Origin of the sequence: Kiloniella majae (assembly GCF_002118315.1) — a bacterium.
Taxonomy (GTDB): Bacteria; Pseudomonadota; Alphaproteobacteria; order Kiloniellales; family Kiloniellaceae; genus Kiloniella; species Kiloniella majae.
The window spans coordinates 689,657-705,678 of the sequence record NZ_MTSZ01000002.1 but is presented as its reverse complement, the minus strand read 5'-3'; the positions used below and the strand labels follow the sequence as shown (position 1 = coordinate 705,678).

Genomic DNA, 16,022 nt, shown 5'->3' with positions numbered 1-16,022 from the left:
CATTTGGTGAAAAAGGATCATTTGTCCGATTTTAAACTGAGACTAACAATGGACTCAAATATCTTTACCGGAGACACCCATGAGTGAAGTTGCTGTTTCATCCCGCCGTCGGGGAGGGCGCCAAGCCCGTCAAGCCTTGCGTGCTGCACCACTAGCAGAAGACAAGCGTGCAATCCAGCCTGGTTTGGAAAGCGGAAACTATAAAGTCCTTAATGATTTGCAGATAAAGCGTATTCATACCGCTGTGCTAGACGTATTGGAAAACATTGGTTTGGCCGATGCTATTCCTAGCTGTATCGACGTCATTACAGCGGCAGGTGGTGTTCTGAAAGACAATGGCCGCCTGACTTTTCCACGCGCCCTTGTTGAAGACATGTTGGTAAAGGTTAACCGTAACGTTGTTCTTTATGGGCAAAATGCTAAGCACGACATGGAAATTACGGGCAGTAAATCCTATTTTGGCACAGCGGGTGCGGCTGTTCATATGGTAGATGCCCATACGGGTGATTACCGTGAATCAACGACGCAGGACCTTTATGATATCGCACGGATGGTCGATAAGCTGGATAATATCCATTTCTTTCAGCGTTCGGTAGTGTGTCGAGACCTTGCTGATCCTTTTGATATGGATTTTAACACATGTTATGCGTCGGTTTCAGGAACAACAAAACATGTTGGATCAAGTTGGGTTGAACCAAGTCATGTCGAAAAATCATTGGAAATGTTGCATATGATTGCGGGTGGGGAGGAAAAATGGCGTGAACGACCCTTTGTCAGTATGTCTAATTGTTTTGTGGTGCCACCTCTTAAGTTCGCTGAGGACGCATGTAAATGTTTGGAAGTTTCTGTACGGGGAGGCATGCCTGTACTTTTGCTTTCTGCTGGTCAAGCTGGTGCAACGTCACCTGCATCGTTGGCAGGCTCCGTTGTCCAAGAGGTTGCCGAGGTACTTGCCGGTCTTGTTTATGTAAATGCTATTCAGCCAGGTGCCCCGGCTATTTTTGGTACCTGGCCATTTGTATCTGATTTGAGAACAGGTGCCATGAGTGGTGGTAGCGGAGAGCAAGCTCTGTTGGTTGCGGCCTGTGCTCAGATGGGGCGGTTTTATGATTTACCGACGGGTGTCCCCAGCGGCATGTGCGATTCCAAAATTCCTGATTATCAGGCCGGAGCCGAAAAGGGATATAATCACGCGATAACGGGTAATTCCGGAACCAACCTCGTATATGAATCCGCGGGTATGCATGCCAGTCTTTTGGGGATGTGTATGGAAAGTCTTGTACTTGATAATGATACCATAGGATCTGTTTTACGTACGGTTCGGGGCATTGATGTCAATGAAGACACGCTGTCAATTGAAGCTATTCGCCAGGTTTGTGAAGAAGGTCCCGGACATTATCTTGGATCGGATCAAACTCTTTCCGTTATGGAAACAGAGTATTTTTATCCCGAAACGTCGGATCGCAGTAGTCCCAATGAGTGGATTGAAAAAGAGCGACCAACATCTCTATCCAAGGCGACAGATATTGTACGGGAAACGATGAACAGTCATTTCCCTCGTCATATCACTGATGAAATGGATCAAAAAATCAGGGCAGAATTTGACATCAAGTTGCCCCGAGATCTGATGACAGCAAAACAAAAAACCATGATCTGATCTTTGGAAATCTGGATTAAGCTAACAACAAAGTATGATTAAAAACAAATGATAAGAAGAACAGGAAGTGAATTATGAAAAGCCATGCAAGAGTTGTCATTATAGGTGGCGGAGCTGTCGGCTGTAGTGCGGCGTATCACCTGGCAAAAATGGGATGTAAAGATGTTGTGCTTTTGGAAATGGATGAGCTGACATCCGGTTCGACTTGGCATGCCGCGGGGAACTGTCCGACCTATTCAAGCAGCGTGAATATTATGAAGATGCAAAATTACGGGGTAGAGTTGTACGGTCGACTTGCGGAAGAAGTCGATTATCCCATGAACTATACCCGTACAGGGTCCATTCGTTTGGCACAGAGTGATGAACGCATGTTTGAGTTCAAACATGTTCAAGCTATGGCAAAAGCACAAGGGCTGGATTATGAAATTCTGACCCCGAGTGAAATGAAAGATTACTATCCTTATCTTGAAACACACGATTGTGTCGGGGGATTATGGGATCCGCTGGACGGGGATATTGATCCTAGCCAGTTGACACAGGCCTATGCCAAAGGTGCCCGTGATCTTGGGGTGAAAATCCAGCGCTTTAATCGAGTGACCGCGATTACTCAAACCCCGAATGGAGAGTGGCGTGTTGATTGTGAAAAAGGATCTGTGACTTGCGAGAAGGTCATTAACGCAGGTGGTTATCGCGGCGGCGAGATCGCGGCAATGGTTGGGCAATATATTCCAATTGTCACGCTCTCGCATCAGTTCCTTGTAACCGATGCAATACCAGAACTGGAAGCGCTGGATAAGAAATTACCACTCTTCAGGGATCCTGATGATAGTTACTATCTTCGTCAGGAGCGCGCCGGACTTATTCTTGGCCCGTATGAATGGAAAGCGACGCCTTATTGGCTGGATGGTTTGCCTGAAAATTTTGCCTCACAATTGTGGAGTGACGATCTCGATCGAATTGAATGGTACATTGGGCAGGCTATGGCACGTGTTCCTATCCTTGAAAAGGGTGGTGTTTCCCGCGTTATAAACGGGCCAATTCCCTATACTCCGGATGGATTGCCTTATATTGGACCAGCCTATGGACTGGATAATTTTTACCATTGTTGTGGCTTTAGTTTTGGTATTACCCAATCTGGTGGAGCAGGTAAAGTTATTGCCGAGCAAGTTCTGGAAGGTGAGTCCGAATGGGATATGTGGATGCTGGATCCGCGTCGATATACGGACTATGCCACACAAAAGTATGTGGTTGAAAAGGCGATTGAAGTTTACCAGAACGAATATGCTATTCCTTTCCCGCATGAAGAACGCCCTGCAGGCCGCCCCGCAAAGATGACCCCCGTTTATGAAAAGCTAAAGCAAAAGGGGGCTTTCTTTGGTGCAAGAGGTGGCTGGGAACGTGCTGTATGGTTCCCGCAAACAGACCGACCCGACGCGCAAACGGTTTCGTTTTTGGATGAGCGCAGAAATTGGAATGACGCGGTCAAGTTTGAATGTAAGGCTGTGCGAGAACGCGTCGGGGTATTGGATCTTGGCGGGTTCACGAAATATGAAATTACCGGTCCGGGGGCAACCGCATGGCTTGATTATATGATTGCGGGAAAAATGCCTAAGATTGGTGGCATGTCCTTGTCATATTTCCTTTCCCGTAATGGGCATGTGATGACAGAAATGACCATCACAAGACTGGCAGAAGATCAATACTGGCTTATTTCTGCTGGTGCAGGTGAATGGCATGATGAAGATTGGCTTCTCTCAAATATGCCCGGCGATGGGTCGGTCGAATTTGAAAACCTGACAGATCGCTACGGAACACTGGTGGTCGCAGGTCCTCGTTCCAGAGATTTGCTGGGTAAAATTACCAAAACAGATCTAGCGAACAAGGCTTTCCCTTGGCTTACGACCCAAGGCATGGAAATTGGATACTGTCCTGATGTTTTGGCGATGCGGGTGAACTATGTTGGTGAACTTGGGTGGGAACTACACGTTCCTATGGAGTTTTTGGGGCAGGTCTATGATGACGTAATGGACGCTGGTGAAGAGTTTGGTGTTGCTGATTTTGGTCTTTATGCCATGGATTCATTGCGTCTAGAGAAGTGCTATCGGTCCTGGAAGGTTGATATTATTCATGAATATACGCCTTTCGAATTGTCATTGGATCGTTTTGTTGATCTGGATAAAGGTCCATTCCTGGGGCGCGAGGCTCTAAAACAACATCTTGAGAATGGTATCAAAGAAAGGTTTGTTCCTTTGATTATTGATACAACTATTGCTGAAGCACCCTATTGTTCCCCAATTTACAAAGGCGATGAGATCGTCGGGATATCTTCGTCCGGCGGATATGGCCATACAATTGAGAAAAACATTGCCCTGAGCTTTGTGAGAACTGATCTGGCCATAGAAGGAACTGAACTTGAAGTCAGTATTCTTGGAACACGTTATCCCGCGATTGTTTCAAGTGAGCCACTATATGATCCGAAGAATAAAAAACTTCGTGACGTAGAGTAAATCTGAAGACATAGGCATGAAGTGAGCAACCCATCGCTTCATGCCTGAATTGTTTACAATATAGTGCTGGAGGGCGTAGGCTTAAGCCATGGTACTGTTGTGAGAGCCTGCGATTAATTTTTGCGAGCTTTGACTTAGTTTTTCCCAGTCTTCAGAAACTTCAAACGTGAGTTTTCCGGCAAAACCTGTGGCTTCGTTTGCCCCATAAAACAGATCAGATATTTTAACTTCCATTGTCCTGGGAAGGCTGTTTCTACTTCTAATGACGAGGTCAAATCGCCCCTTTTTGACGAGGCCATCGAATTGCATCTCGCCATCACGGCTCATTTCTACTTCTAACTTAAAGCGGGTTACTTCTTCTCGCTCTAAATTATCGCGTCCTTGTTTGTCATGCTCTCTATCGCGAACAAACAAGTGGGCTTGATGTAGTTGGCTATCGTGAAGAATAGGCAGTTGAGTCATGCGCCATTCTCCCTGTCCTGTTTCTACTGGCCTTGTGATGAGGGAGCTTTCACTGGTTAATTGTTGTGCCAGTTCAGGACGTCCCGCAGCACGGAGTAGTGAAAGAGTATCTTCCCCAGCCCAACCTTTTGGAGCACCGGATTTTAAGGCATTCAGAAATAGCAAAATCCCTGATGTTAATGCAGGACCCTTTTGTGGGAGATGGCTTGCTAAAGCATTAAATTGTCCCTGTTGTCCCAAGGTGGTCAATGCGCTTTGAAGAACTTGTCGCAAATCTTGCCCCGGGTGGGGCGTTGTCGATGCTATACGAGATCCATCGCCTGCCTTTATTCCCTCTGAATCATCCAGAGAAAGAAGTGTGAGGGATATCTGTGTTCCCACAGGCAAGGAAGCCTTGATCGCAAGTTGAATTGTGCCAATGGCAGTTTGAACCACAGGATTGCCTTGAGTATTTCCTGTCACTGTGGCTTTCAACATGGTTGCTGGCTGTGATGTTGTCGGCGCACCTGATGATGGAGATGCTTGTTGTACTGACGCTTGAGAGAAGCCGGGTGTAACCTGCGGGGCCGCGCTTTTGGGGGGAGGGCCTAATACTTCCATTTTTACAGAAAACTGTGTAGTAGTTTGTAAACTTTGAAGTGTCTTGGGGAGAGGGACAGCAGCGCTACTTGTTGGTTTATTGATAAGAGTTGCCTGAACCTGATGGCTTAGGCTGAGCTTATCTGTTGGGTTTTGCTGGATTGGTCCTGATTGACTTTTTGTTTTATCCCCTTGCGGCAGGATGAGAACTTCAAAGGGCGGGCGATGAGTTCTGAACTGGACAATAACTTCTGTTCCGGCGGGAAGTTTAACATTTGTATTTACAGATAGCTCCCCCAATAGAGTTTGAACAAGTAACTGTCCTTGGGGTGTCTGTCCCTTGATTGTCCCGCTTAGCTGTTCCTGTATTTTTTGGGTGGTCAGTGCTGGCGGATAGTTCGCGAGAGTACTGGCCTGTGTCGTTTGTGCCGCACTTGATGGTGCGGTTGGCGTTGTCGCAAGTGGGAGCCTGACCTTATTCATGCCCTTTTAGCAAATTCCGGGCAATCTGTTCTACGCGCTCTGCAGCAGCAGATGAGGGATATCTGACAAGCAGAGGGGTTTGATTGCGAATTGCTTCCTTTACCTTGGTGTCCCGAACAATAATACCGGCAAGCGGCGGTGTTATCTTCAAGAAGGATTCACAAGCCTTGCGAATGGTGTTGTAGGTTTTATGTCCGTCATGCTCTGTTTCTGCCATGTTGACGATAACACGTAAATCAGCATCGGGGCGTTGCATTTTGGTCAGTTTGATAAAGGCATAGGCATCTGTGAGGGAGGTTGGTTCATCTGTGGTAATAACCAGGCATACTTGGGCTTGCGATGCTAATTGGCGAACGGTTCGATCAATTCCTGCACCGAGATCCAGGATAATCCGGTCATAGGATTCAGATAGCGTTGCAAGGTCCGAAGTCAGGCTATTTAAACGAGGTGCTGGCAGGTTCGCCAAATTTCCTGAACCTGAGCGTCCGGCAACAACATCAAAACCACCATCCGGGTAGCGCACGGCTGCTTCTTCGAGTGAGTAACGACCCGTTAAGACGCCCCCCATATCTTTATTGGGTGCCAGACCAAGCTGAATATCAACGTTCGCTAGACCAAGATCGCCATCAAATAACAGAGTACGGCATCCCAAGCTCGACAGGGCGTGCGACAGGGTAATCGACAGCCATGTCTTCCCGACACCACCTTTGCCTGATGCTATGGCAATCATGTTCTTGCAGAGTAATTTATTGTGCAAAGATTGAACATTATGGTTTTTAGCTTGGTTCATCAGCGTGTGCCTGTTGCAAGAGAGTGCTGTTGGGATTCTAGTCTGGTAGGAAGCAATAGCCGTGCCAGAGATACTGGGTTTATGGGGGATAATCCGTCTGCGATATGTGGAGAAATACCCGCAGCCATAAATGTAAGTTCTGCACTATGGGCCGCTGTTAACAATCCGCCAAAGCGCCGAGTCATATCCAGTTTTGTCGGGATTATGTACTTGGTGTTTAGTGATTTGAACGCGGCAGCTTTATCTGCGGTTTCATAAACATCGCCACCAGCTGGAATGATCAACGTCGAGACGGCGTTTGAGGTCTGGGCAAAATCTGCCAGATAATTCAATGCGTCATCATCAAAAGGGTTCACGCCCATTGTATCAATTAATAATAGATGGTCAGACGCGACGTTATTTACACATTCGGCCAGTTTTTCCGGTGTTTCGGCAATATCCAGATTAATCTGCAGTCGGTGACAGAATGTGGCTATCTGTTCTACGCCGCCTGTTTTCTCTGCATCGATTGTTATCACTGTCGTGGGGATATCTGATAACCTGGCCTTGGCGCAAAGCTTTGCAATGGTTGATGTTTTTCCATCTCCGGGGGACCCAACGAGCATTAGTGGTTTTGACAATGCCTGACTGGGGATCTGACCAAAGTAGAAATTGTTATCCAGAGCGCCAGCTAGGGAAATATGCCATTCTGACGCTGGAATTCCAATAGCATGTCCGACAAGCATGTCGATCATTTCAATGGGGAGACGATGGAAATCAAGCACCTCGGTTATTTCATCGACGATATCTACATCGTCCTGAGGATCGCTTATAGAAAAATCATTTACAGGTTCGTCATCCAAACCGGCTGTAACTCTGACCCCTTCATCTGGACCCAATTCATCCGTGGAGAGAATTATCGCATCTTCGCCCAAATCAAGCCGTACCTGATTCATGGCGTCAGGCAGATTTTCAGCGATATAATGCTTTAGACGCATGTCACTATCACTCCTGCCTGATAAAATTTAGTCTGTGTTTGTTGCATGATCATAGGAGCTAGATAACCCCCAAAGTCTTAATTTTTGCTTTTGGATGTACTTCGTTTTGCGACATGACAACTGTTGTCGGCCGGAAGCGTTCAACAATAGAGCGAACATAGGGGCGAATAACCGGACTGCTCAACATTACGGGTGCTTCGCCCATCATGGCGTGGCGTTCAAACGTTTGGCGAACAGCGGTGATAAATTCCTGAAGCTGGGTAGGGGGCATGGAAAGCTGTTTTTCTTCACCTTCGCCCACCAGGGCCTGAGAGAAAGCTTGCTCCCATTGTGGTGAGAGCGTGATCATTGGAATAAAGCCTTGTTCGTTCTGATTATCATTGGAAATCTGTCTGGCAAGGCGGGATCGAACATGTTCGGTAATAAAGGTTGCGTTTCGTGTATAGGCGCAGGCTTCCGAAATGCCCTCTAGAATAGTTGGCAAATCGCGGATGGAAATGCGTTCTCCAAGAAGGTTCTGTAGCACGCGTTGTAATGCACCAACAGAGATCTGGTTCGGGATAAGGTCGCCAATGAGTTTCTGGTGTTCTTCGCCGAGCTCGTCGAGCAATTTCTGTGTTTCCGCATAGGACAATAATTCAGAAATATTGTCTTTCACGACTTCGGTAATGTGGGTCGTGATCACTGTTGAGGCATCAACAACTGTATAGCCACGGAATAGAGCTTCTTCTTTCTGACTTTCATCAACCCACATCGCAGGCAAGCCAAAGGTCGGTTCCACAGTTTCTTCGCCAACAAGTTGGATTTTGTCCCCACGCGGGTCCATAATCAGGAACATGTTTGGGCGTAATTCACCTTCGCCAGCGGCTATTTCTTTAACGCGAATAACATAGCTGTTCGCCCCGAGCTGGAGATTATCCTGAATACGTACAGACGGTAAAACAAAGCCAAGTTCCTGGGCAAGTTGTCGACGCAGACCTTTGATTTGATCGGTTAGTCTTTCGCCGCCCTGACCATTAATCATGGGAAGAAGTGCATAGCCCAGTTCAAGTCGAAGGTTGTCGATTTGTAAGGATGCTGAAATTGGTTCTTCTGCGACGGGTGCAGGTTCCGCTGCTTCCAGTTCTTTTTGATCCGCCAATTCTGTTTTTGCTGTGTCTTTTCTGTCGCTAAAAAAAGCAAGTCCACCAGTTGCTGCCGCGAGAAGAAGAAAAGGAAATGAAGGTGTGCCGGGAACAACCGCTAGGGCGACCATAAGTGCGGATGACAAACCAAGAGCACGAGGGTATCCACCAAGCTGGGCAAAGATCGCTTTGTCGGCTGAACCTGTTGTTGTGGTTTTGGAAACAAGAATACCGGCAGCCGTCGACACGACAATAGCAGGGATCTGTGAAACAAGACCATCACCAACAGTTAACAAGGTGTATGATGTTGCTGCGTCGCCAACGGCCATGTCGCGTTGGGCGACGCCAATGATGATACCGCCTACGACGTTGATAAAGGTAATAAGAAGTCCGGCAATGGCATCGCCACGAACAAACTTTGATGCACCATCCATGGCCCCAAAGAAGTTACTTTCATCTTCGAGGGTTTTACGGCGTTCCCTTGCTTCGTTCTCATCAATGAGACCGCTCGACAGATCGGCGTCGATTGCCATCTGTTTCCCTGGCATGGCATCCAAACTAAAGCGAGCCGAAACCTCTGCGATACGCCCGGCACCTTTTGTAATGACAATAAAGTTCACGATAACAAGGATACCAAAAACAATAATACCAATGACAAAATTGCCGCCCATGACAAAATTGCCAAATGATTGAATAACCTGTCCAGCCGCAGCGGTACCCTGGTGCCCATCAGCAAGAATAAGCCTTGTTGACGCCAAATTCAGCGATAGCCGTAACATCGTGGCGATCAAAAGCACAGTCGGGAATGACCCAAACTCTAACGGCCCTTGAATAAAAAGAGCGGTCATGAGGATCAGAACTGACAGAGTGATAGAGAGGGCCAGTGAAATATCCAGCAACCAACTCGGCATCGGCAAAATTAAAACAATCAGGATTGCGATAACGCCAAGAGCCAAGGCAATATCACCACGTTTCATAGCTTCGATGGCCGAAGTTACGAAGGGAGGCAGGCCTAATTTATTGCCGTCTTGTTGTGGGCTACTGTCAGACATACTGTACTCTGATACTGTCTATGTGGCTCAAACCGAAGGGCTCAAGTGTTCGCTGATATTGCCAGGACTAGTAATTTCAGTTCCGTCTTCGCTATAAAGCTTGAGTTTGTTACGAAGGGTTCGAATGGAAATACCCAGAATGTTGGCTGCGTGCGTTCTGTTTCCCAAACAATGTTCCAGGGTGTTCAAAATCAGGTCTTTCTCAACATCCGCAACGGTTCTGCCGACAAGTTTTTCATCTGTTGGTGCTTCCAAAGCACCAACACTTGGAGAGGTTGATTGAGAAGGTGTTTGAGGTCCGCCATAGGCTTGAGCTGCCGCCGTGCTTGGGGGAGCTTGTGTAACAACTGTTTGCGCTGCAGCGGCTGGAGCAAAGCTGGACCCGGTTAACATGATAGCTTCAGGGCCAACAAGATTGTCGCGGGATAAAAGCACAGCTCTGTGCATTGTGTTTTCCAGTTCCCGAACATTTCCTCGCCAGTGATGTTGCATGAGTTGAGCCATTGCTTCTGGTGTGATGGCAGGTTTTGCAACACCGTTTGATTCTGCGTATTTCCCGAGAAAATGATCTGCTAGAATCTGGATATCCAACGGGCGGTCTCTTAGGGACGGCATTTCTATTGTGACCACGTTGAGACGGAAATAGAGATCTTCCCTGAAGTTCCCTTTTTTAACTTCTTCTTCCAGGTCTCTGTTCGAGGTTGCCAGTAATCTGATATCAACCTTAATGGGCTGATTGCCGCCGACACGATCAATCTCGCGTTCCTGTACTGCGCGTAAAAGTTTTGCTTGTAAGCGGGGATGCATTTCAGAAATTTCGTCAAGCAGAAGGGTACCACCATTTGCTTCTTCAAACTTTCCTATCCGTCGAGATATCGCGCCTGTAAAAGCTCCCTTTTCGTGTCCGAATAGTTCTGATTCCAAAAGATTTTCTGGAATAGCTGCACAGTTGACCGAAATGAAGTTCTTTTTTGCGCGTTTTGATTTTGAATGCAGGAACCGTGACATTACTTCTTTACCGGTACCGCTTTCCCCTGTGACCAATACTGAAGCATCTGATGGGGCAATCTGTTCTGCCAGTTTCAAGACTGCAGCAGTTGCTGGATCTTTATAGATCAGCGAAGTTGTTTCTTCTGTAACGGCTGCCAAGACTGCTGCGATCAACTCAGCATCAGGAGGAAGAGGGATATATTCTTTTGCTCCGGATCTTATGGCATCACCAGCTTTTGACGGCTGTGTACCAATACCACAGGCAATGACAGGCACAGAAAAGCGTTCAGCATCCAGATGTTTACACAGCTTATCAATATCCAACCCGATATCGACCATTAACAAATCAGCGCCATTTCCTGTACGTAAAGAGGCCATAGCCTGATCAACGTCATCAACGGTTGCGACTTTTGCACCCTTTTCAAAGGCGATTTTGCCGGCAGTGATCATATGTCCTTCTAGCGAACCAACAATTAGTAGGCGCATAACTTACTCTCCTGGTCGACGGTTATGTATGTGACCGTCTTAATCAAAATAATTCACTCTCTGGTCCGGAGAGAGAATAGTGTTCAACATTATTTCTAAACGTCTTGGGTTTTCTTGTTTACATACAGAACAAATCCCAATGGTATAGATTTGGTTTACGATAGCTTCAGTCTGCGAAATTCTTTCCAGCTTGGCGGCTAGAGGGTGGAAAACCATGTTTGATAGAATGGCTCCGTAGAAGGTCGTTAAAAGAGCCACAGCCATACTGGGGCCGATTGTGCTGGGATCTTCCAGATTACTGAGCATCTGTACCAGCCCGACAAGTGTTCCTATCAAGCCCATCGCCGGTGCAACTTCACCTGCTCGTCTAAGGATATTGGCAGAACGTTGGTGTCGGTTTTGTGTCGCAATGAGTTGCTGCTCCAAGACTGCTTCTAGCTGTTCTGGGGCAATACCATCGACAAGCATTTCTGTCGCACGGTGTAAGAAGCCACTATTCTGGATATCTTTCAGATGTTTTTGTAGTGACAGAATACTGTTTCGGCGCGCTTGATCTGCAAGGAAGAGAACTTGAAGTGCTGCATTCCCCGGCGTTTCAGCTTGGTACAATGCTGCCCGAAGCATTGTTTTTTGTGACCTGCTTACCTCATCAAAGGTGAATGAGATCGTTGTCACCAAAAAAGTACCACCTATGACAATCAGGATTGCTGGCAAATTAAAGAATGATCCAGGAGAGCCACCCAGAATCATTGCTGTAATGATGATCAAAAACGCACCTACAACGCCGCCAAGCGTTGCATAATCAACTGTTGCATTGGATTGCGGGCGACTGGGGACTTGTGTCCCCTCTGTAGCGCGCGTTTGTGATGTGTTTGCCATGGTCTAGCTCTTATCCCAAATGGATCTAGTTGCGGTCCATTTTGATGATCTCAGTCATTGTCACGCCGAGACGGTTTTCAACAACAACGACTTCACCACGCGCAACTAGTCTATTGTTAACGTAGATATCAATGGCTTCCCCAACTTTACGGTCAAGCTCGATAACAGCGCCACGACCTAACTTAAGAAGTTGGCTGACCTGCATGTTGGCTTTACCCAGAATGGCAGAAACCTGTACCGGAATGTCATAGACTGCTTCCAGCTCTTTTGCGTTGGTTGGTGGGCGTCCACCAGGTTCTGGCATCGCTGACTCATCTTCCATCTCTGGCATCTCTGGCACAGAAGGAAAAGCATCGTCGGCTGCGTTTGGTGTATCGTCGTCATCGTTCATTGTGTGATCTCGTTGGTTGGTACATCTACCAAACTATCTGCATCTGGTGTTGTACTGGTTTTCCCGGCAGCTCCGGGCAGTGAGAAATTTGTTACGGCGCGATTGATAATTGTCTCAATTTCCTGCAGGAGTTCTGTTGCGGTTCTCTCTGCGCCACCCTCGGCCCATTCGACCCGAACATCTCCGGCAGGCATTCCCGGTTCAGATAAGAATACCAAATTGCCGTTAAATCCACTTTGTTTGGCAACCTGTTCCAGTTTTTCCTGAACGACATCCAGTGTTACATCCGAAACACGGATGACCAATCGCGGTTCTTGGGGCAGGCGATCGAGGCACTCACGGAAAACAAGAATAACTTCGTCCAAAGAGGTGTGATTTACCAAGCTCGGAAACAGTTTTTTTACAGCGGTTAATGCCACTTCTATTGAAACGCTTTGCAGTTCCTGGACCTGAGACTGTTGGGTCGCCTGTAGTGCCTGTAGCTGTTGTGACATCTGGTTAATGGATTGAGCAATTAGTGCTTCAGCTGTTTCTGCTGCATGATTTTGCGCATCTATTTGCCCTGCCGCAAAACCTTCGGCATAAGCGGCTTGTTTTTCAGCTTCCAATTCTTCAAGAGAAATGGCGCCTTCGGGTAAAGGAACTTCTTTGGGTTCAATTACTTCTTCTGGGACTGATTGGGGAGGTGTAGAGTTGCCCATAAAGTCAGCAAAACTGTCAGAGGCAACCTTGTTTCCTTTGTTTTTTCCAGTCTCGCCCCGACCTTCAAAAGAGGTGTCAAAAAGGAATTTTTGTGTAGAACTCGCCACCACCTATTACTCCTAATACACCAACTCGTCTTCGCCTTTTGAATCGGCCATGACGATTTCACCTTTTTCAGCAAGGTCTTTGGCGATGGTAACCATATACATTTGAGCTTCGTCGACATCTTTAAGACGAATTGGTCCCATTGCCTGCATATCTTCTTTCATGATTTTTGCTGCGCGCTCGGACATGTTTGTAAAGAACAGTTCTCTTAGCGTTTCTGATGATCCTTTCAGCGCAATGGCCAACTTGTCTTTTTCGGCAGCACTCAAGAGTGTCTGAACCCCGCCCGGATCCAAATTACCAAGATCTTCAAAGGTGAACATCAGAGCTTTAATTCTCTCGGCTGAATCTTTGTTGCGCTCTTCCAGTGCATTCATAAAACGACTTTCGACATTCCGATCAAGGAAGTTGAAAATATCGGCCATCATTTCGTGAGAATCACGTCTGTTGGTTCGTGCAAGATTTGACATAAACTCGTTACGAAGTGTTCTTTCAACATCGTCCAGAACATCTTTTTGCACGGCTTCCATGCGGAGCATACGCATAACAACTTCCATCGCAAAAGGCTCTGGAAGAAGTCCCAGAACACGTGAAGCATGTTCTGGTTTGACTTTGGACAAGATGACGGCAACCGTCTGCGGGTACTCATTTTTAAGATAATTAGCGAGAACGTTTTCATTAACATTCGCAAGTTTTTCCCACATGGTGCGACCCGCTGGACCACGGATTTCTTCCATGATGGTGTCGACACGGTCTTTGTCCAGGACCTTCATCAACAAGCGTTCTGTACTATCGTAACTACCAACAATTGTGCCTGTTGTTGATATCTGATCCGCAAATTCAACCAACAAGCGTTCGATAAGTTGAGCACTTACAGTACCAAGTGTGGCCATTATTTGTGACAACTCACGAATTTCATCATCTTCCATAATGGAAAATAGTTGAGCTGTTTGCGATTCACCCAGTGCCATCACCAGAAGAGCTGCCTTCTCGGGGCCGGTCATTGTTCTATAGTCGTCACGCATACTCGTTGCTCTTATCTATGATCATACTTGGGCTGCTGTTAAGATGTTACTTGCCTTCCTGATAAAGCCATCCGCGTAAAATCTGAACGGCTTCTTCAGGATGTTTCTCGACGATTTCACCGATCTTGTTCAAAGAAGAGGCGCGAACACGTCCCTCAACCTTGTTCATATCAATCATCTGTTCAATTTCATTATTTACGCCGGCTGCTTCTGTCGGAAGTCCTGCTTCATCGGTTCCGCCTGCGGTTGAAGTGAGAAGAGGGGTTCCATCTGCACCAATCTGTGCCGGCATGCCAGGGATCATTGGCGAACCCGGGGCACCTGCTGCCCCTGCAGGCGCGGCTATTACCATAGGACGGCCATCTGGACCTGGAATGGTTATAGTACCACCGCCACTGCCCCCACCAGCCGGAGCAAAATCACCATCAATAACGCGGGTAACAAGAGGACGTACTACAAGAAGAAGAATAAGGATCGCAACAATGCCGAGGATAAAGAGCTCTGCAAAGCGCATCATGTCTTCTTTATCCATCCCAAGAACGCCTTCTTCAGGAAGGAGTAATGGATCAAGTTCAGCAAAGCGGAAATTAGCGATCTCAACCGTGTCACCCCGGGCTTCATCAAAACCTACAGCTGACCGGACAATTGCGCCGAGTTGTGCGAGGTCTTCTTCGCTTCTGTTGGTAAAGGTTCTGACACCTTCTTCGTTAATCTCTGTGATGTCATTAATGATGACTGCAACAGATAGCCGTCTTACAGCACCTGTTTCACGGACACGGGTCTTGATAACTTTTGAATTTTCGAAGTTTACTGTTTCTTCAAGGCGTGAGCTATTGCTCTGGCTGCCAGAAGCGCCACCAAGCTGCCCCAAATTGGCATCAGGCAGGTTATTCCCTACTGTAATTCCTTCATTTCCGGCATTGTCAGCTTCATTGGCATTTTCTTCAACAGTTTGTGTCGACAGGACAACCTGACCATCTGGGTCATAGATCTCTGAGTTTTCAGTTACTCTGTCAAAATCCATTTCTGCAGAAATTTGAACCTGGGCATTTCCTCGACCAACATAGCGTTCCAGTAATTCTTCGACGGTGCGCATGAGGCGGGTTTCATAAGCTACGCGGCGCTCATCTGCAGTGCTGGTCAGCTGGTCCAAATCACCTTCTTCTCCGCCACGAGCCAAGAGGTTTCCTTTATCATCGATAATGGAAACGTTCAGAGGTTTCATGCCGGGGACGGCGGCTGAGATCAAGTGTTGAATAGAGAGGATCTGTTGGCGATCAAGGGTGTTGTTCCCTTGTGTTGTTACAACGACAGAGGCGGAAGGAGACTGCTTATCTCTGCTAAAGAGTTCTCGTTGTGGCATGACAAGATGAACGCGTGCCTGTTTAACACGGTTTATAGACTTAACCGTGCGAGAGAGTTCGCCTTCGAGTGCTCTTACGTGATTAATATTTTGCACAAAGCTTGTTGTGCCCAAAGCTTCGGATTGATCAAATATTTCATACCCGATGGAGCCACCTGATGGCAGACCTTTTTCAGCCATCGCAACGCGCATCGCGCCAACTTTGTTACTGGGTACGTAAACAGCATCGCCAGCAGGGGAGAGTTTGTAAGGAACCTGAAGTTGTTCCAACTCGCTTACAATCTGGCCGCCATCCTGTGTATCAAGGTCAGCGTATAACAGGGCCATTTCCGGTGTGGCTACGCGCCCAGTCAAGTATATGAAAAACGCGATAATAGCTGCTGCAACACCGGCCATTATGCCAAGACGAACAGGCCCCAGGTTCTTTAATGTATCAACGAATGTATTCAC

Annotated in this window: 12 protein-coding genes; 2 read left to right on the top strand and 10 right to left on the bottom strand. The window is 47.2% G+C overall.

Annotated features, from left to right (window positions below):
- The first annotated feature begins 79 nt into the window (after positions 1-79).
- Together BKB51_RS09430 and BKB51_RS09425 are read left to right on the top strand one after the other, a co-directional pair.
- Entirely contained in the window at positions 80-1,657 is a 1,578-nt protein-coding gene (locus BKB51_RS09430; protein ID WP_085900824.1) for a trimethylamine methyltransferase family protein, read from the top strand.
- 74 nt (positions 1,658-1,731) lie between these two features.
- The gene (locus BKB51_RS09425) at positions 1,732-4,164 is read left to right on the top strand and encodes a GcvT family protein (protein ID WP_085900823.1); all 2,433 of its coding nucleotides are present in this window, start codon (positions 1,732-1,734) and stop codon (positions 4,162-4,164) included.
- An 81-nt stretch (positions 4,165-4,245) separates the two neighbouring features.
- On the opposite strand, the gene BKB51_RS09420 is transcribed toward BKB51_RS09425, so the two are convergent.
- From BKB51_RS09420 to fliF, 10 genes are all read right to left on the bottom strand, one after another.
- A complete protein-coding gene (locus tag BKB51_RS09420; RefSeq protein ID WP_085900822.1) occupies positions 4,246-5,688 on the bottom strand; it encodes a hypothetical protein in 1,443 nt (480 codons plus the stop codon).
- Complete coding sequence (locus tag BKB51_RS09415; RefSeq protein ID WP_085900821.1) at positions 5,681-6,478, bottom strand: MinD/ParA family protein; 798 nt, start codon at positions 6,476-6,478, stop codon at positions 5,681-5,683. Before BKB51_RS09415 ends, BKB51_RS09420 begins: the two co-directional genes overlap by 8 nt.
- The gene (locus BKB51_RS09410) at positions 6,478-7,455 is read right to left on the bottom strand and encodes a flagellar biosynthesis protein FlhF (RefSeq protein WP_085900820.1); all 978 of its coding nucleotides are present in this window, start codon (positions 7,453-7,455) and stop codon (positions 6,478-6,480) included. Before BKB51_RS09410 ends, BKB51_RS09415 begins: the two co-directional genes overlap by 1 nt.
- 58 nt (positions 7,456-7,513) lie before the next feature.
- On the bottom strand, positions 7,514-9,631 hold the full coding sequence (gene flhA, locus BKB51_RS09405; protein WP_085900819.1) for a flagellar biosynthesis protein FlhA: 2,118 nt from the start codon (positions 9,629-9,631) through the stop codon (positions 7,514-7,516).
- Positions 9,632-9,658: 27 nt separating this feature from the next.
- Complete coding sequence (locus BKB51_RS09400) at positions 9,659-11,107, bottom strand: sigma-54-dependent transcriptional regulator (protein ID WP_085900818.1); 1,449 nt, start codon at positions 11,105-11,107, stop codon at positions 9,659-9,661.
- 39 nt (positions 11,108-11,146) lie between these two features.
- A complete protein-coding gene (locus BKB51_RS09395; RefSeq protein WP_085900817.1) occupies positions 11,147-11,986 on the bottom strand; it encodes a motility protein A in 840 nt (279 codons plus the stop codon).
- A gap of 25 nt (positions 11,987-12,011) precedes the next feature.
- A complete protein-coding gene (fliN, locus tag BKB51_RS09390) occupies positions 12,012-12,308 on the bottom strand; it encodes a flagellar motor switch protein FliN (protein ID WP_371682943.1) in 297 nt (98 codons plus the stop codon).
- A gap of 65 nt (positions 12,309-12,373) precedes the next feature.
- Complete coding sequence (locus BKB51_RS09385; protein WP_125911815.1) at positions 12,374-13,186, bottom strand: FliH/SctL family protein; 813 nt, start codon at positions 13,184-13,186, stop codon at positions 12,374-12,376.
- Positions 13,187-13,198: 12 nt separating this feature from the next.
- Positions 13,199-14,209, bottom strand: coding sequence for a flagellar motor switch protein FliG (gene fliG / locus BKB51_RS09380; protein ID WP_085900815.1), 1,011 nt, complete (start codon positions 14,207-14,209; stop codon positions 13,199-13,201).
- 46 nt (positions 14,210-14,255) lie between these two features.
- Positions 14,256-16,022, bottom strand: a complete 1,767-nt coding sequence (gene fliF, locus BKB51_RS09375; protein WP_085900814.1) for a flagellar basal-body MS-ring/collar protein FliF — start codon at positions 16,020-16,022, stop codon at positions 14,256-14,258.